The organism is Bradyrhizobium sp. SZCCHNR2028 (assembly GCF_032380995.1).
GTDB lineage: Bacteria > Pseudomonadota > Alphaproteobacteria > Rhizobiales > Xanthobacteraceae > Bradyrhizobium.
In genome coordinates this window covers 95,748-112,689 of sequence record NZ_JAUHJF010000001.1, presented here as the reverse complement: position 1 = coordinate 112,689, position 16,942 = coordinate 95,748, and the positions used below count along the sequence as shown (strand labels likewise).

Sequence of the window (16,942 nt, the reverse complement as noted above, 5' to 3'; positions counted from 1 at the left end):
AAATCCGCTTCCCCCAAGGAAGGCTTTAGTTATGCGATAGGCCTGCTATACACCCCCCGCCCTTCATAGCCCCTGCCTGGATTTCGTGCTGCCGCCCATGACCTCCCCGATCGTCACGCGCTTTGCCCCCTCCCCGACCGGCTTTCTCCACATCGGAGGCGCCCGGACGGCCCTGTTCAACTGGCTGTATGCGCGGGGCCGCGGCGGCAAGATGCTGCTGCGGATCGAGGACACCGACCGCGAGCGCTCGACCACGGCGGCCATCGACGCCATCCTGGACGGCCTGAAATGGCTCGAGCTCGATTGGGACGGCGAGGTCATCTACCAATATAGCCGCGCCGCGCGCCATCGCGAGGTCGCCGAGCAACTGCTCGCCAGCGGCATGGCGTATCGCTGCTATGCCACCGCCGAGGAGCTGGCCGCGATGCGCGAAAAGGCGCGCGCCGAGGGCCGCACCCGGCTCTACGACGGCATGTGGCGCGACCGCGATCCGAAGGAGGCGCCCGAAGGCGTCAAGCCGACGATCCGGCTGCGCGCGCCGCTGACCGGCGAGACCGTGATCGAAGATCAGGTGCAGGGCCGCGTGGTCTGGCAGAACGAGAACCTCGACGACCTCGTGCTGCTGCGAGGCGATGGCAATCCGACCTACATGCTGGCGGTGGTCGTGGACGACCACGACATGGGCGTCACCCACGTCATCCGCGGCGACGACCATCTGATCAACGCCGCGCGCCAGAAGCAGATCTACGATGCGCTCGGCTGGACGGTGCCGTCGATGTCGCACATCCCGCTGATTCACGGGCCGGACGGCTCGAAGCTGTCGAAGCGCCACGGCGCGCTCGGCGTCGACGCCTACCGTGCGATGGGATATCTGCCGTCGGCACTGCGCAATTACCTGGTGCGGCTCGGCTGGAGCCATGGCGACCAGGAGATCTTCTCGACCGAGGAGATGATCAAGGCGTTCGACCTGCCGGCGATCGGCCGCTCGGCGGCGCGGTTCGACTTCGCCAAGCTCGAGAACCTCAACGGCCACTATATCCGCCACAGCGACGATGCGGCGCTGGTGCGCCAGTTCGAGGACGTGCTGAATTACGTGCCGAACGGCGCGGCTCTCAAGGCCAAGCTCAACGACGCCACGCGCGCGCAGCTCACCCAGGCGATGCCCAGCCTCAAGGAGCGCGCCAAGACGCTCTTGGAGCTGATCGACGGCGCCGCCTTCATCTTTGCCGACCGGCCGCTTCCGATCGACGCCAAGGCCGCCGCCCTGCTGACGCCGGACAGCCGTGCCTTGATCGGCCGGCTGCATGAGGCGCTGGCCGCTGTCGAGTCCTGGAGCGGACCGGCCACGGAAGCCGCGCTGCGTGCGTTTGCTGAAGCCAACAATCTCAAGCTGGGCGCGGTGGCGCAGCCGCTGCGCGCGGCGCTCACCGGCCGAACCACCTCACCCGGTATTTTCGACGTTCTGGCGATCCTGGGGCGTGATGAATCCTTGGGCCGTCTGGAGGACCAGACCACCTCATAAGGTCGCATTGCTCCCCATCTTGCAGCGCACAGGGCAATACGATACGCATTTGCGCGGCACCCACTGGTTTTCCCGGCTCGGACATTCTTCATACGTTGCGGCGGGCTCGTTGACGGATGTTAGGGCCGAAGGACACTAGTAAGTATAAGATTCCAGTACGGTTTCGGATTTGACCTTCGCTCAAGCTGTTGGCAGCGACAGTGACGCGAATGTCAAAGCCACCGCACTAGATAAAGTCCACCTGCCCTGCCATCTCTCAAAAAGAACAAGGGCCAAGCCTAACGATCTCATCGGGGACAAACGATGGACGCAAAATCCGCAAGCAAGACCGCGACCCTCACCGTCGGCAACAAGAATTTCGATCTTCCGATCCTGAGCGGCACCGTGGGTCCCGACGTCATCGACATCGGCAAGCTCTACGCCCAGACCGGGATGTTCACCTATGACCCCGGCTTCACCTCGACCGGCAGCTGCCAGTCCAAGATCACCTATATCGACGGCGACGCCGGCGTCCTGGAATACCGCGGCTACCCGATCGAGCAGCTCGCCGAGAAGGGCGACTTCCTGGAAACCTGCTATCTGCTGCTGTACGGGGAGCTTCCGACCAAGGCCCAGAAGCAGGATTTCGACTATCGCGTGACCCATCACACGATGGTGCACGAGCAGATGTCGCGCTTCTTCCACGGCTTCCGCCGTGACGCGCATCCGATGGCGGTCATGGTCGCTTCGGTCGGCGCGCTCGCCGCGTTCTACCACGACTCCACCGACATCAATGATCCGAAGCAGCGCATGATCGCGTCGATGCGGATGATCGCCAAGATCCCGACCCTGGCGGCGATGGCCTACAAATACACCATCGGCCAGCCCTTCGTTTATCCGAAGAACTCGCTCTCCTTTGCCGAGAACTTCCTGAACATGTGCTTCGCGGTGCCGTGCGAGGAGTACAAGCCGAACCCGGTTCTCGCCGACGCGCTCGACAAGATCTTCATCCTGCACGCCGATCACGAGCAGAACGCCTCGACCTCGACGGTGCGCATCGCCGGCTCCTCGGGCGCCAACCCGTTTGCCTGCATCGCCGCCGGCATCGCCTGCCTGTGGGGTCCGGCACACGGCGGCGCCAACGAGGCCGCGCTGAACATGCTGGCCGAGATCGGCACCGTCGACAAGATTCCGGACTTCATCGCCAAGGTGAAGGACAAGAACAGCGACGTGCGCCTGATGGGCTTCGGCCATCGCGTCTACAAGAACTACGACCCGCGCGCCAAGATCATGCAGAAGATGTGTCACGCGGTGCTCAAGGAGACGGGCCACGCCGACGATCAGATGCTCAAGGTCGCGATGGAGCTCGAGAAGATCGCGCTCAGCGATCAGTACTTCATCGAGCGCAAGCTCTATCCGAACGTCGACTTCTACTCGGGCATCACCCTGAAGGCGATGGGCTTCCCGGTGTCGATGTTCACGGTGCTGTTCGCCGTCGCCCGCACCGTCGGCTGGATCAGCCAGTGGAGCGAGATGATCGAGGATCCGCAACAGAAGATCGGCCGTCCGCGCCAGCTCTACACCGGCGTCACGACGCGCAACTATGTCGACATGGACAAGCGCGGCTGAGCCGCACCGCAGCGCAAATCCGCTCTCGAACGGCGCCGTCGATCCCGACGGCGCCGTTTCGTTTGTGAGGTCGCACCTTTCTGAGCACCTTTCTAACTCGCGGCACCAGTCGGGAGTGCATCAGGCCAGCGCCTCGAGATGAGACCTGAGCTGCTCGGCCCCATATGGCTTGGCAAGGAAGCGCGCGCCCGACGGCAATTCCGAAGGGGTCACCTGACCTGACGTCACCAGGAGCGCAACCGGGGGCCAGCGGTCCCTGATGACGGCGACCAACCGAAGGCCGTCCATCGAACCGGGCATTTGGATATCCGTGAAAACGACCGATACACGGTCACATCGCTCGAGAAGCGAAATGGCCTGATCGGCGTCAACGGCCTCGATGACGTCGAAACCGAGGTCTCTGATCATGTCGACAGCGTTGGCGCGGATCAGACCCTCGTCCTCAACGACCAGAACTGTCTTTCTTGTGAGCCGACCGCGGGACACTCTGTCTCCTGTCCAATCTCATTCAATCGCACCATGATCCTTTTGTTCCGGCGAACGTTCCGGGGCTCAATGCGTTGAATGGTGCAAATTGAAGACACGACTTGCATCCTGGATCGGGGACCAGCTCGAGCATACGATGACGACCAATCCCAACCCGGACGTCGATGCTGTCCAGCAGCTCGACGCCGTTCCCAAAATTCTGGACTCGGTGAGCAGGATCACCGGGATGGGATTCGTTGCGGTCGCGCGCGTGACCTCGGATCGATGGGTCTGTTGTGCGGTCCGCGACGACATCAATTTCGGCCTGAAAGAGGGCGGCGAGCTGCGCGTCAAGACGACGATCTGCAGCGAGGTCCGGGAGCGAGGCGAAGCTGTCGTCATCGGTGACGTCGAGACGGATCGCATGTTTCGCGATCACCCGACGCCAAAGCTCTACGGCTTTCGCAGCTACATCTCCGCTCCGATCACCCTGTCCGACGGGACCATCTGGGGCACCCTGTGTGCGATCGATCCAGCGCCGCGCGAGCTGGACCGGCCCGAAATCGTCAGCACGTTTCAGCTGTTCGGGGAGTTGATCGCGGCCCAGCTGGAGCTTCATCAGCGCTTCGCGCTCAGTCAGGCCAGCCTCGGCCTCAGCGAGAAGAGCCGGTTTTCGACCGAGCAACGGCTCAAGATCACCGAGGCCGATCTGCTCGACGAGCGCCGGACCGCCGAGCTGAGAGAGCAATTCATCGGCGTTCTCGGCCATGACCTCCGCAATCCGCTGGCCTCGATCGACGCCGGAATGCGCGTGCTGCTCCGCAACCAGGACAGCGCCAGAGCGCCTGAGATCATTTCCATGATTCAGAAATCAGTCATGCGCATGGCCGGACTGGTCGACAACATCATGGATTTCGCCCGGGGGCGCCTCGGCGGCGGCCTGACGATCAAGCCCGACGCGCGGCAACCGCTGGCGCCGGTGATCGAGCAGGTCGTCTCCGAGATCCGGCTGGCCTGGCCCGACCATGAGATCGAGACCCACATCGACATCGCGGAGCCGGTCAAATGCGACCGCAGCAAGATCGGACAATTGTTCTCGAACCTGCTCGGCAATGCCATCTCCTACGGCGACAAGGACAAGCCGATCCAGGTCTCCGCAACGACGAGCGAGGGCTGTTTCGTGCTGGATGTCACCAATCACGGGCCGCCGATCTCGGACAAGGCGATGCAGAATCTGTTCAAGCCCTATATGCGTGGCGAGCGTCCGAGCCAGCATGGTCTCGGGCTTGGACTCTACATCGCCTCTGAGATCGCGCGAGCGCATGACGGCACGCTGCAGGCCACCTCGACCGAGGACAGAACGACCTTCGAATTCAAGATGCCGCTTCAGGCCTGATCAGCGCCGTCCGCTGCGCATCGTCGCCAGCACGATGTCGGCCGCGCGCACGCTCGGCGAGGCCGCGCCCGTGGACATGATCGCGTCGAGCCGATCGAATGCCTCGACCTGGCGCGCTCGTATCGGACCGTCGCCCAGGAGATCGGCGAGAACGGGCGCGAGATTGTCGGCCGTGCAGGCTTCCTGAAGGAACTCCGGAATGACGTTCTCGCCGATCACGAGATTGGCGAGAATGACCGATTGCACGTTGACGACTCGCCGGAGAATGAACGCCTCGATCTCGCCGACGCGATACGCGGTCACCATCGGCACGCCGGACAGCGCGAGCTCCAGGGTTACCGTGCCGGACTTGGCGAGCGCGGCGCGCGCGCGCCTGAAGGCTGCCCGCTTCTCGGATTCGCCCGTGACGATCTCCGGAACGAGCGGCCAGTTTGCGACTCCGGCCCGCACCGCGGCTTCGAGATGCGGGGTGGTGGGCAGCACGGCCTCGAAGGCCAGGTTTTGGGCGCGCAGCCGCGCCAATGTCTCGCCGAACACGGCGATGTGGCGAGCGACCTCGCTGCGCCGGCTGCCGGGAAGCACCAGCAGAACGGGAGGGTCGGCATCTCGGCGCGCCTGCTCTGCCGCATTGGGGCGCAGGCTGGCGAGTTGCTCGATCAGGGGATGGCCGACATAGGTGCAGGGCGGACCATTGAGCCTTCGGAACGCCTCCGGCTCGAACGGCAGCAAGCCCAGCACGTGATCGACGTAGCCGCGCATCGCGCCCGCCCGGCCCGGACGCCACGCCCATACGGTCGGTGCGACGTAGTTCACGATCGGAATCTCGGGATCGCGCGCGTGAACCCGCTTCGCCACGCGCTGGGTGAAGTCGGGACTGTCGATGATGACGAGCACGTCGGGCTGGGCCGCAACGATCGCGTCAACCGTACCGCGGATCAGGCCGAGAATCTTGGGCAGTTGCTTCAGCACCGCCGCGAAGCCGACGATCGAGAGCTCCTCGATCGGAAACAGCGAGGCGAGCCCCTCGCGTGTCATGCCGCAGCCGCCGACGCCGGAGAATTCGACGCCGTCGCCGAGCCGCTGGCGCAGCACCTTCATCAAGCTGGCGCCGAGGCGATCCCCGGACTCTTCGGTCGCGACCAGGCAGATCCTGCGCATGGCCGCGCCTGCCAGAGGCCGCGCCGTCACGCAGTGACGCCCGTGATGAACACGCCTGCCCGATCGGCGGCAGCCACTGTCTCCTGGGGATCGGCGAGCAGCGTATAGGCGGCCGCGACGGCGACTCCGGCGAGACCCGCGGCTGAAAGCCCCTCGACGGTGCGCGGGCCGATGGTCGGCAGGTCGTAGCGAAGATCCTGGCCGGCCTTGGGCGCCTTCACCAGCACGCCGCGCCCGGCCGCAGCACGAATACGGCGATCGGCACGCAGCCGCGCCACGCGGGCCAGCAGCCCGTCGGTGCCCTCGATGTCCTCGAGCGCAACGACGTGGCCGTCGATCACGACCACCGCCTGCCCGACATCGAACGGCGCCATGGCGCGCAGCACGGCGAGCCCCTTGGCGATGTCACCGGTCACCAGATCGTTGGGCCCGCTCCGCGTCAGCCGCCCTTCGGGCACGAGCAGATTGGGGGCGACGTCCTTAACGCCGATCATGTGAAAGCCGTGGCGCTCGAAGATGCGGCCAACGCCGGACAGCAGATGATCGTCACCGCCACGAAAGGCCGACCAGATGTAGGGCAGCTCGCGCAGCGTCCCCCAGTCGAAGCGGATCTCCGACACCGCCGGACGAACGAGGTTGCCGATGAACATCAGGTCACGGACACCCTCGGCCTTGAGCAGCTTCAGGGCATTGCCGAGCTGGCCGAGGCCGATCCAGTGATGCCGGAAACGCGCCAGCGGCTTCGGATCGCAGATGCCCTTCAGGGCGAACAGCACCGGCGTCCGGCCGCGCGCGACGATCTCGTCGGCGACCGCAAAGGGCAGCACCCCGCCCGCGGCGATCATGCCGATCGGCGGCGTGGTCTCGGCGGCCGGCGTCCCCATCGCGCTCAAGGCTCGATCGTCGGCCTGCCGATCTCGGGCAGGCACAAGGCGCGATGTCGACCGCCGTCGATGAAGGCGAGGATCTCGGCAATGGCAGGATCCTCACCAGCGAGCGGCCGCACCGCCGCGAGGCGGTCGGCGAACACGCCGGGACCGTGGAACAGCTTCTGGTAGAAGGCACGCACCGTGGCGAGGCGCTCGCGGGTGAACTTGCGGCGCTTCATGCCGATCACGTTGAGGCCTTCGAGGGCGGCATACTGGCCGTTGACCAGGCCATACGGAATGATATCCCCGCGCACGCCGCAGACGCCGCCGACCATCACGCCATGGCCGATGCGGGTGAACTGATGCACCGCCGAGAGACCGCCGATGTAGACGGAATCGCCGACCTCGACATGGCCGCCGAGTGTGGCCGAGGTCGCGAAGATCACGTTGTCGCCGACGACGCAATCGTGGGCGACATGGGCATTGTTCATGAAGAACCCGGCATTGCCGACCTTGGTCAGGCCGCCGCCCTTGGTGGTGCCGATGTTCATCGTCACGCCTTCGCGGAAGGTGCAGCCGGAGCCGATCTCAAGCCGATGCGGCTCGCCGCGATAGCTGAGATCCTGCGGCGCGCCGCCGAGCACGACGAAGGGCGAGATCACGTTGTCATCGCCGAGCGTGGTGTGGCCCATGATCTGGACGTGGCTGATCAGCCTGCAGTTGGCCCCGATCACGACGTTGGGGCCGACGATGCAGTAAGGACCGATCACGGTCCCCTCACCGATGACGGCGCCATCCTCGACGCGTGCGGTGGGATCGATCTTGCTCATTTCGACGCAATCAACTTTCTACCAGCCCGTCAGTCGGTCAGCATCGCGCCGACATCGGCCTCGGCGACGACGACGCCGTCGACCTTGGCATCGCCGTGGAACCACCACATCGTCTTGCGCCGGCCGATCGAGCGCATGTGGTACTCGATGGTCTGGCCCGGCAGCACCGGCTTGCGGAACTTGCACTTGTCGATGGTGAGGAAATACACCGCGCGCGGCTTTTCCGTGCCCTCGACCGACTTGATGCCGATCACGCCGGCGGTCTGGGCCATGCCCTCGATCATCAGCACGCCCGGATAGACCGGCCGCTCCGGAAAGTGCCCCTGGAAGCAGGGCTCGCCGATCGACACGTTCTTGACGCCGATGCCGCTGTAGTCGGCCCGGATGTTCTTCACGCGGTCGATCAGGAGAAATGGATAACGGTGCGGTAGCGTCTTGAGAATCTCGTTGATGTCGACGTCCGCAAACTTGATGGGTGACTCCTCCATCACTCCCGTCCCTCGTCCCTGTTCGTCGCGGTCGAATCCCGCACCAGCCGTTCCACCGCAACGATCTCGCGGAACCACTGCTTGGTCGGCTTGGCGAAGAAACCGCCCCACCGGCCGTTCGGCGGAATGTCGTCCTTGACGCCGCTCATCGCGGTCACCTGCGCACCATCGCCGATCGTCAGGTGATTGTTGATGCCAACCTTCGCCCCGAGCGCGACGTTGTCGCCGATCGTGAGACTTCCTGCTAGCCCGATCTGGGCCGCCAGCAGGCAATGCCGCCCGATTGTGACATTGTGGCCAATCTGCACCTGGTTGTCGATCTTGGTGCCTTCGCCGATGACCGTGTCGCGCAGGCTGCCCCGGTCGATCGTCGTGCCGGCGCCGACCTCGACATGGTTCTGGATCAGAACCCGCCCGGTCTGCGGCACCTTGGTGTGCCCGTCCGCGCCGAAGAAGATGAAGCCGTAGCCGTCCTGGCCGATGCTGCAGCCGGGATGGATCAGAACGTCATTGCCGATCAGCGCGCACTGGATGACGGTGCGGGCGCCGACATTGCAGTCGCGACCGATCTTGACGTGGGGGCCGATCACGGCACCCGCGCCAACGATCGTCCCCGAGCCGATCTCGACATGGGCGCCGATCACCGCCAGCGGCTCGACGATGACGCCGTCCTCCAGGCGCGCGGTGGGATCGATGATGGCTTGGGGCGAGATTCCGTCGTCGCCGAACCAAGGCTGCGGCCGCAGTGCGTCGGCATGGAACTCACGCGCGAGCTGCACGAAGGCGCGGAACGGCTGATTGGCGCGAAGCACTGCGACATGGGACGGCACGCGCGCCTCGAATCGCGGACTGACCAGGCAGGCGCCCGCTTTGGTCCCGGCGAGCTGGTCGGCGTATTTGAGGTTGTCGAAGAATGCCAGATGCATCGGACCGGCCTCGTCGAGCGACGCCAGTCCCTTGACGACCTGCTCGCCACGGGATGGGTCGACCAGGGTGGCCTTGGCGGCGGCGGCGATCGCCGCCAGGGTCGTGGGCGGCGGCGATTGGAAGAAGGTCGGCTGGGCCATTCCGTCGTACTCTCAAGACAAAAAGTCAGAGCCCGGCTCCGGTGTCCCGGAACCGAGCTCCCATTTCTTACACCGGCGAGGTTGGTCGATGCCAACCCGGATTCGATCGGCCCAGGCTCAGAACGAGGTACCGCCGCCGAACCGGAATTCCTGCGTCCGGTCGAACTGACCCTTGGTGAGCGGGATCGCGTAGTCGAAGCGCAGCGGACCGAACGGCGACGCCCACACCAGACCCACGCCGACCGAGGTCCGAACCTTGTTCTGGTCATCGAACTGCAGACCAAGGCAGGTGCCGGCGTTGTTCGGGTTGCGCGTCGGCTTGATACAGCCGGGGGTATTAACCTCGCCCGTCGCAGCCCAGGACGTCGGCCCCTGATAGCCCCACAGGCCGCCAGCGTCGGCGTAAACGGCACCCTTCAGGCCCGTCTCCTTGGGCAGGAACCAGAACGGCATCTGCAGTTCGAGCGAAGCGCCCCAGTACTTGGTGCCTCCCAGCGCGTCCTGCGTGCCGAACGGATTGATATCGCGCGGACCAATGCCGTTCGGAGCGAAGCCGCGCACCAGGTTCGGACCCATCTGGAAGTGATCGAGCATGCGCAGCTGCGTATTGCCGATCTTGTTCAGGATGCCGCCCTGGAGGTGAACGATGCTGACGATGTCCGACACCAGCGGAGTGAAGTACTTCGCATCGAACGCGGTCTTCAGGTACGACACGTCGCCGCCGACGCCCGCGAAGTCCTGCTTGAAGTCGACCAGCAGGCCGTCGGTCGGGTTCTTGTTGTTGTCGAGCGTGTTGTAATTCAGCGTGTAGCCGAGCGCCGAGGTCAGCGTTGCGCCCTTCGCCAGCTCCTGACGGACCGGCAGCGACGCCTCGCCATTGGCGAAGCAGCCCAGGCCGTTATTGCCGGTCGGATCGACGCCGCCATTGGCGTTGATGAAGGCCGGGGTCGGGTTGAACGGCACGAAGCGGTTGCCGATCAGGGTGCCGGCGGCCAAGTTGTTACAGTCCGACAGCGTCGCCGGCAGTGAGATCTCCTGGCGGTAGATCGAATAGCGCAGCTGCAGCGACAGATCCTCACGCAGCTGGAAGCCGAGGCGCGGGCTGAAGCCGAGCGTCTTGGTGCCGTAGGAGATGAAGTTGTTGGCGAGCTGCTGGCGCTGGTAGAGGTCGAGGCCGAGCGCGACCCGGTAGTCGAGCAGATAGGGCTCGACGAAGGACAGCGAGTAGCCGCGGGCGAACTGGCCGTAGGTCACCGACGCCTTGGCGAACAGGCCGCGGCCGAGGAAGTTACGCTCGGAGATCGAGACCTCGGCAAGCGCACCGTCTGTGGTCGAATAACCGCCGGAGATCGAGAAGTCGCCGGTCGACTTCTCTTCCAGGATGACGTTCAGGACCACGCGGTCGCTCGAAGAGCCCGGCTCGGTCACGATCTTCACGTCCTTGAAGAAGTCGAGGTTCTTCAGGCGGCGCTCGGCACGGTCGACCAGGGCGCGATTGTAGGCGTCGCCCTCGGAGATGTCGAACTCGCGGCGAATGACGTAGTCACGGGTGCGGGTGTTGCCGCGAATGTTGATGCGCTCGATATAGGTGCGCGGCCCCTCGTCGACAGCGAACACGACCGACACGGTGTGGGCCTCGAAGTTGCGATCGCCGCGCGGACGGACCACCGCGAACGCGTAGCCGCGTCGCGAGGCCTCGATCTGCATTTCCTCGACCGACTTCTCGATGTTCTCGACGTTGTAGAGCGAACCGACGCTGACGCGCGAATAGCCGCGCAGCGTAGTGGCGTCGAGCGTTGCGATCGACGACTGGAAGTCGACCGAACCAACCCGGTACTGCTGGCCTTCCTCGATCTTGAAGGTCACGAGGAAGCCCTTGCGCTCCGGATCGTACTCGCTGAGCGCAGCCACAACCTGTACGTCGGCATAGCCATTCTTCAGGTAGAAGCGGCGAATGAGGTCGCGGTCGGCCTCGACACGGTCCGGATCGTAGACGTCGCCCGAGCCGAGGAAGCTCAGGAGGTTGGTCTCGCGGGTCTTGATGACGTCCTTGAGGCGATAGGACGAGAAGGCATTGTTGCCGACGAACTCGATCGACTTCACGCCGGTCTTGGCACCTTCCTCGACCGTGAAGATCAGGTCGACGCGGTTGTTCGGCTGCTCGATCATTTCCGGCGTGACGCGCACGTCGTAACGGCCCGAGCGGCGGTAGATCTCCGCGATGCGCTGGGCGTCGGACTGCACCATCGGGCGCGACAGCGTGCCGCGCGGCTTCGACTGCACTTCCGCCTGGAGCTGCTCGTCCTTGACCTTCTTGTTGCCCTCGAACGCGACGCGGCCGATCACCGGGTTCTCGACGACCGTGACGATCAGGCGCCCACCCTGGCGATTGATCTTCACGTCGGAGAACAGGCCGGTCTCGATCAGCGCTTTGAGGCCGTCGTCGACCCGGCCGGCGTCGAGCGTCCCGCCGGGGCCTGGCTTGAAGTACGAGCGGATGGTCTCCAGCTCGACGCGGCGGTTACCGACCACTTCGATCGAGTTGACCGTCTGAGCCGCAGCTGGCGACGAAAGAACCACGCTCGCCAGCGGCAAAGCCACCGGTCCGGCGAACATGATAAAGGCGGCCGCCAAGCCCCCCCGCACCCGCAATCCGAACTTCATGCGCTACGCGCCCTTATATTCCGTTGCCGGTTCCGTACCCCTACGAACCCGACAGATTCCCATTTGTCGTTCGCTTGTAGCCAATTTGGACCCGACGGCAAACGCCGGATCTCTCTGAATTTTCAAATTCGTTTCAAAACGTTGCCCAACGGCCACGTCGTAAAAAAGCCGCGCTCAGGACCCGGCGAGGTGAAGGATATCGTTATAGGTTGCAAAGACCATGAGCATGAGGACCAGCCCGAGGCCGATTCGGAACCCCATCTCCTGCGCCCGCTCGGATAGCGGCCGACCGCGGACGGCCTCGACCCCATAGAACAACAGGTGCCCGCCATCGAGCAGCGGAACCGGGAACAGGTTCAGGAGCCCGATCGAGACCGAAAGCGTCGCGCACAGTTGCACAACGAACTGGAAGCCGAGGCTGGCCGCCTGCCCCGAGAGTTGTGCGATTCGGATCGGTCCGCCGACGTCGCCGGCACTCCCGGCGCCCGCGAACAGCGAGGCGATGAACTTGAAGGTCGTGGAGATGATGAACCAGACCTGCTCGAAGCCGATCTTGATCGATTCGAGGAACCCGACCGGGATCGACCGCGATTCGTCCGGCTTGGCGTTGTACTGGATGCCGAGCACGCCGATGCGGTGGCTGTTGCCGAACAGGTCCTTGACCTCCTTCAGCGCCGGCGTCGCCTTCAGGGTGAGTTCCGTGCCGTCACGCTTGATCAGGAAGGACAATTCCGTGCCTGCGCTGACCGAGACGACCCGCTGCATGTCGGCGAAGGTCTCGATCGCGCGGCCATCGATGGCGGCGATGACGTCACCGTCCTTGAAGCCGGCGGCGGCCGCGACGCTGTCCGGCTGCACCGCATCGACCCGCGGGGTCGTGTTCGGCTTGCCGAAATACAGCGCCATGCCGGCGAAGATGATGACCGCCAGGATGAAGTTGGCGATCGGGCCGGCCGCGACGATCGCAGCGCGCTGGCCGACGGTCTTGTGGTGGAAGCTGTCGGCGCGCTCCTCGGCCGTCATCTTGGCGAGCGCCTCGGCCGACGGCGTCGAGGCCTCGGATTCGTCGCCGAAGAACTTCACGTAGCCACCGAGCGGGATCGCCGAGATCTTCCAGCGGGTGTTGTGGCGGTCGTTGAAACCGATCAGTTCTGGGCCAAATCCGAGCGAAAACGTCAACACCTTCACGCCGGCCCAGCGCGCGATCAGGAAATGGCCGAGCTCATGGAAGAACACCACGATCGTCAGCACGAACAGGAACGGGACGATGTAGCCGAGAAGGCCATGGCTCAACGTATTGAAGATATGGTGGAAAAATTCCGACATCGATGACCTTCCCGATGGGCCAGTGGCCCGTCCAACCCTTTAAGATGCTTTTGCGGCGATTTGAGGCAAGAGGCCGGAGGCCCTTTTTCGCGCGTCATGGTCAATGGCGATGGCGTCGTCCGCCGAGGTCAACGGTGCCAGATTACCCGATCGGGTCCACGCTTCGAGGGTCGCCTCGACCAGTCGGGCAATGGCACCGAACCGGATATGACCAGCGATGAAGGCCGCGACGGCGACTTCGTTGGCCGCATTGAACACCGTCGTCGCGCCGCGCCCGGTGCGCAGCGAATCGTAGGCCAGCCGCAGACCGGGGAACCGCTCGAAGTCCGGCGCCTCGAAAGTCAGGGTGCCGATCTTGGCGAGATCGAGCCGAGCCGACGGGCCCTTGATACGCTCCGGCCAGCCAAGACAGTGGGCGATCGGAATGCGCATGTCGGGCGCGCCGAGCTGCGCCACCACCGAGCGATCCGAGAACTCGACCATGCCGTGGACGATGGACTGCGGGTGGACCAGGACGTCGATCTCGTCGGGCGACAGCGCGAACAGGTAGGACGCCTCGATCACCTCGAGGCCCTTGTTCATCATCGAGGCCGAATCGATCGTGATCTTCTGGCCCATGCTCCAGTTCGGATGCTTCAGCGCCTGCGCCAAGGTCGCCTGCTCGATGTCACCAGCCGCCCAGGTGCGGAACGGACCGCCGGAGGCGGTGATGATCACCCGCACCAGCTCCTCGCGATTGCCCGAGGACAGCGCCTGGAATAGCGCGTTGTGTTCCGAATCGGCCGGCAGGATGCAGGCGCCGGCCCGGGCGGCCCGCTCCATGAAGAAGTCGCCAGCACAGACCAGGCATTCCTTGTTGGCAAGCGCCACGGTCGCGCCGCGGTCGACCGCGGCGAGCGCCGGCTTGAGGCCGGCGGCGCCGGAGACGGCCGCCATGACCCAGTCGGCGGGACGGGTTGCCGCCTCGATGATGGCGCTCTCCCCTGCCCCGCATTCGATCCCGGTGCCCGCCAGTGCGTCACGCAGCTCATCGAGCCCCGCCGGATCGGCCACCGCGACGAAGCGCGGGCTGAACTCCCGGGCCAGCTTCACCAGGCCCTGGACGTTGCTGTTGCCGGTCAGCGCCTCGACCCGGTAGCGCTCCGGCGCGCCGCGCACGAGATCCATGGTCGAATCGCCGATCGAGCCGGTGGCGCCGAGCACGGTGACGCTGCGCACCTCCGCGATACCGGCCTTGTTGTTCCGCAATGGCACTGCGCTCATGTTCTCACCAAAACATTATCGACCGGTCAGCCGCGCTGCCGATCACCAAACCAGAAGACCGCGGCCGACGCCATCGAGGCCGCCGCGCAGCAAACCGAGGACCGCGGCAAAGACGATTGCCGCGACGTAGCCGTCCAGGCGATCCATTAGGCCGCCATGGCCGGGAATGATGTGACTGGAGTCCTTGACCCCGAAGTGCCGCTTCACCGCAGATTCGAGCAGGTCGCCGAGCTGCGAGACCACCGACAGCACTGCTGCCAGCACGAGAATCGTCACCAGTCCGCCGGCGCCCGCCAACGACCAGCCGGCCGCGGCAGCAAGGCTGGCCGCGAAGCCGCCGATCGCGCCGGCCCAGGTCTTGTTCGGGCTGATCCGCGGCGCGAGTTTCGGCCCGCCGATGCTGCGGCCCGCAACGTAGCCGCCGATGTCGCTGGCCCACACGACCAGAAACACCAGCACCAGCGCATGCCATCCCTCGGCGGCATCGAAGCGCACCAGCACCGAGCCGAACTCGGCAGCGGCGGCGTAGGCGAAGCCGGCGGCCGCCCAGGCGCGGCGTCCCGCATCAGCCAGCGCCGTGACCACGACGAGGCCAAGGGCGAGCACGACGACGGCGAAGTCGATCAGGCCGAATGCGCAGCAAATGCCGGCAACGCCGATGGCCAGGGCTCCGGCCGTGCCGACGCTGGCCTTGCGGACCTCGCCCACCACCATCAGCCATTCGAGATACAGGCCGACCGCGACCACCGTGACCAGTGCGGTCCAGAATACGCCGCCGGCATAGGCGGCGCCGAGCGCCAGCGGCACCAGCACCAGCGCCGCCGCAACCCGCATCACCAGATTGCTGGGCGCAGCCTGCTTCGGCTGCCCGCCGGCGTCTCCCACGGCTGCGGTGTCCGGTTTGGTCACGAGGCGGTTTTCGCCACGAGGCCGCCGAAGCGGCGTTCACGCCGGCCGAACTCGGCGATGGCGCCTTCGAGTGCGGCCTTGTCGAAATCGGGCCAATGGATCGGCACGAACACCAGCTCGCTATAGGCCGCCTGCCACATCAGGAAGTTCGACAGCCGCTGCTCGCCGCTGGTGCGGATGATGAGATCGGGATCGGGAACATCGGGCGCATCGAGATGGGCACCGATCGCGTCGGCATCGATCGAGGACGGATCGCGCCGGCCCTCGGCGACCTCGCGCGCCAGAAGCTGGGCCGCGCGCGCGATCTCCTGGCGCGAGCCGTAGTTGAAGGCGACCACCAGCGTCAGCTTGGTGTTGCCCCGGGTCAGCTCCTCGGCTTCGCTCAGGAGCGCGCAGATGTCGGGCTCGAGCCCGTCGCGCTCACCGATCACCCTGACGCGCACACCGTCGCGATGCAGGGTTGCGAGATCGTTGCGGATGAAGCGGCGCAGCAGGCCGAACAGATCGCCGATCTCGCTCGCCGGGCGTGACCAGTTCTCGGACGAAAACGAGAAGATGGTGAGATAGCGAATGCCGAGCTCAGGCGCGGCGCGCACCACGCGGCGCAGCGCCTCGACACCGCGGCGATGCCCTTCCGCGCGCGGCAGCCCGCGCGCCGCAGCCCAGCGACCGTTGCCATCCATGATGATGGCAACGTGGGCCGGGCCGTCGGAGCGTTCCGGCGCCTCCGTCACGGGGGCCGCGGCATTGGACATCAAAAACATCCTTCAGACGGTGAGGATTTCCTTTTCCTTCGCCGCCAGCAGCTGGTCGATCTCCGAAATCACGCTGTCGGTCGCCTTCTGCACGTCGGCAGCGAGGCGCTCCTGATCGTCCTCGGACATCTCGTGATTCTTCTCGAGCTTCTTGAGGGTATCGAGACCGTCGCGGCGGACATGGCGGACAGCGACGCGCGCGGCCTCGGCATATTTGTGCGCGACCTTCACCAGCTCCTTGCGGCGCTCCTGGTTGAGCTCGGGAATGCGAAGCCGGATCACCTGACCTTCGGTCGCCGGCGACAGGCCGAGATTGGAATCCACGATCGCCTTCTCGACCGCCTTCACCATCGACTTGTCCCAGACCTGCACCGACAGCAGACGCGGTTCGGGCACGGAGACGGTGGCGAGCTGGTTGAGCGGCATGTGCGAGCCATAGGCTTCGACCTGGACCGGCTCCACCATCGACGCCGAGGCGCGGCCGGTGCGCAGGCCGCCGAGCTCGTGCTTCAGCGCCTGGGTCGCGCCCTGCATGCGGCGCTTCAGTTCGTTGAGATCGAAATTGCCCGTGGACATCACGCTTTCCTTTCTGCAACCCGGTCGCTGCGGCCGTTCTGCCGGG

At 65.3% G+C, this 16,942-nt stretch carries 15 protein-coding genes; 3 read left to right on the top strand and 12 right to left on the bottom strand.

Translation table 11 applies throughout. From position 1 onward, the window contains the following. Positions 1–97 precede the first annotated feature (97 nt). Together gltX and gltA are read left to right on the top strand one after the other, a co-directional pair. On the top strand, positions 98–1,522 hold the full coding sequence (gene gltX, locus QX121_RS00540; protein WP_315780191.1) for a glutamate--tRNA ligase: 1,425 nt from the start codon (positions 98–100) through the stop codon (positions 1,520–1,522). 303 nt (positions 1,523–1,825) lie between these two features. Further along, positions 1,826–3,130, top strand: coding sequence for a citrate synthase (gene gltA / locus QX121_RS00535; RefSeq protein WP_315738222.1), 1,305 nt, complete (start codon positions 1,826–1,828; stop codon positions 3,128–3,130). A gap of 120 nt (positions 3,131–3,250) precedes the next feature. Here the strand turns inward: gltA and QX121_RS00530 are convergent, their stop codons facing one another. Continuing rightward, positions 3,251–3,616 carry a response regulator gene (locus QX121_RS00530; protein WP_315798426.1) on the bottom strand — a complete coding sequence of 122 codons (366 nt, stop codon included), beginning with the start codon at positions 3,614–3,616 and terminating at the stop codon, positions 3,251–3,253. Between the two features lie 136 nt (positions 3,617–3,752). Here QX121_RS00530 and QX121_RS00525 point away from each other — a divergent pair, with 136 nt between their 5' ends. Next, complete coding sequence (locus QX121_RS00525; protein ID WP_315810881.1) at positions 3,753–4,991, top strand: GAF domain-containing sensor histidine kinase; 1,239 nt, start codon at positions 3,753–3,755, stop codon at positions 4,989–4,991. Here QX121_RS00525 and lpxB read toward each other — a convergent pair whose 3' ends face one another. The 11 genes from lpxB to frr form a co-directional block, all read right to left on the bottom strand. Beyond that, a complete protein-coding gene (gene lpxB, locus QX121_RS00520; protein WP_315810880.1) occupies positions 4,992–6,179 on the bottom strand; it encodes a lipid-A-disaccharide synthase in 1,188 nt (395 codons plus the stop codon). Further along, positions 6,176–7,033 (bottom strand): LpxI family protein, encoded by an 858-nt coding sequence (locus tag QX121_RS00515; RefSeq protein ID WP_315738319.1) that lies wholly within the window; start codon positions 7,031–7,033, stop codon positions 6,176–6,178. Before QX121_RS00515 ends, lpxB begins: the two co-directional genes overlap by 4 nt. Positions 7,034–7,038: 5 nt before the next feature. Further along, a complete protein-coding gene (gene lpxA / locus QX121_RS00510; RefSeq protein WP_315810879.1) occupies positions 7,039–7,848 on the bottom strand; it encodes an acyl-ACP--UDP-N-acetylglucosamine O-acyltransferase in 810 nt (269 codons plus the stop codon). Between the two features lie 29 nt (positions 7,849–7,877). After that, positions 7,878–8,336: a 3-hydroxyacyl-ACP dehydratase FabZ gene (gene fabZ / locus QX121_RS00505; protein WP_315775037.1), complete on the bottom strand. Its 459-nt coding sequence runs from the start codon at positions 8,334–8,336 to the stop codon at positions 7,878–7,880. Beyond that, positions 8,336–9,403 (bottom strand): UDP-3-O-(3-hydroxymyristoyl)glucosamine N-acyltransferase, encoded by a 1,068-nt coding sequence (lpxD, locus tag QX121_RS00500; protein ID WP_315798430.1) that lies wholly within the window; start codon positions 9,401–9,403, stop codon positions 8,336–8,338. Before lpxD ends, fabZ begins: the two co-directional genes overlap by 1 nt. A gap of 117 nt (positions 9,404–9,520) precedes the next feature. Then, a complete protein-coding gene (gene bamA, locus QX121_RS00495) occupies positions 9,521–12,067 on the bottom strand; it encodes an outer membrane protein assembly factor BamA (RefSeq protein WP_315738228.1) in 2,547 nt (848 codons plus the stop codon). Positions 12,068–12,241: 174 nt separating this feature from the next. Continuing rightward, positions 12,242–13,393 (bottom strand): RIP metalloprotease RseP, encoded by a 1,152-nt coding sequence (gene rseP, locus QX121_RS00490; protein WP_315738229.1) that lies wholly within the window; start codon positions 13,391–13,393, stop codon positions 12,242–12,244. Positions 13,394–13,432: 39 nt separating this feature from the next. Continuing rightward, the gene (dxr, locus tag QX121_RS00485; RefSeq protein WP_315810878.1) at positions 13,433–14,656 is read right to left on the bottom strand and encodes a 1-deoxy-D-xylulose-5-phosphate reductoisomerase; all 1,224 of its coding nucleotides are present in this window, start codon (positions 14,654–14,656) and stop codon (positions 13,433–13,435) included. Between the two features lie 42 nt (positions 14,657–14,698). Beyond that, positions 14,699–15,565, bottom strand: a complete 867-nt coding sequence (locus QX121_RS00480) for a phosphatidate cytidylyltransferase (protein ID WP_315810877.1) — start codon at positions 15,563–15,565, stop codon at positions 14,699–14,701. After that, positions 15,562–16,320 carry an isoprenyl transferase gene (locus QX121_RS00475; protein ID WP_315775043.1) on the bottom strand — a complete coding sequence of 253 codons (759 nt, stop codon included), beginning with the start codon at positions 16,318–16,320 and terminating at the stop codon, positions 15,562–15,564. Before QX121_RS00475 ends, QX121_RS00480 begins: the two co-directional genes overlap by 4 nt. Positions 16,321–16,332: 12 nt before the next feature. Continuing rightward, positions 16,333–16,896: a ribosome recycling factor gene (gene frr, locus QX121_RS00470; protein WP_315738233.1), complete on the bottom strand. Its 564-nt coding sequence runs from the start codon at positions 16,894–16,896 to the stop codon at positions 16,333–16,335. Positions 16,897–16,942: the final 46 nt, after the last annotated feature.

Bases quoted from the DNA above. Each gene is read 5' to 3' on its own strand.
- gltX (WP_315780191.1), top strand. From the start codon at position 98: ATGACCTCCCCGATCGTCACGCGCTTTGCCCCCTCCCCGACCGGCTTT.
- gltA (WP_315738222.1), top strand. From the start codon at position 1,826: ATGGACGCAAAATCCGCAAGCAAGACCGCGACCCTCACCGTCGGCAAC.
- QX121_RS00525 (WP_315810881.1), top strand. From the start codon at position 3,753: ATGACGACCAATCCCAACCCGGACGTCGATGCTGTCCAGCAGCTCGAC.
- QX121_RS00515 (WP_315738319.1), bottom strand. From the start codon at position 7,033: ATGGGGACGCCGGCCGCCGAGACCACGCCGCCGATCGGCATGATCGCC.
- lpxA (WP_315810879.1), bottom strand. From the start codon at position 7,848: ATGAGCAAGATCGATCCCACCGCACGCGTCGAGGATGGCGCCGTCATC.
- fabZ (WP_315775037.1), bottom strand. From the start codon at position 8,336: ATGGAGGAGTCACCCATCAAGTTTGCGGACGTCGACATCAACGAGATT.
- lpxD (WP_315798430.1), bottom strand. From the start codon at position 9,403: ATGGCCCAGCCGACCTTCTTCCAATCGCCGCCGCCCACGACCCTGGCG.
- bamA (WP_315738228.1), bottom strand. From the start codon at position 12,067: ATGAAGTTCGGATTGCGGGTGCGGGGGGGCTTGGCGGCCGCCTTTATC.
- rseP (WP_315738229.1), bottom strand. From the start codon at position 13,393: ATGTCGGAATTTTTCCACCATATCTTCAATACGTTGAGCCATGGCCTT.
- dxr (WP_315810878.1), bottom strand. From the start codon at position 14,656: ATGAGCGCAGTGCCATTGCGGAACAACAAGGCCGGTATCGCGGAGGTG.
- QX121_RS00475 (WP_315775043.1), bottom strand. From the start codon at position 16,320: ATGTCCAATGCCGCGGCCCCCGTGACGGAGGCGCCGGAACGCTCCGAC.
- frr (WP_315738233.1), bottom strand. From the start codon at position 16,896: ATGTCCACGGGCAATTTCGATCTCAACGAACTGAAGCGCCGCATGCAG.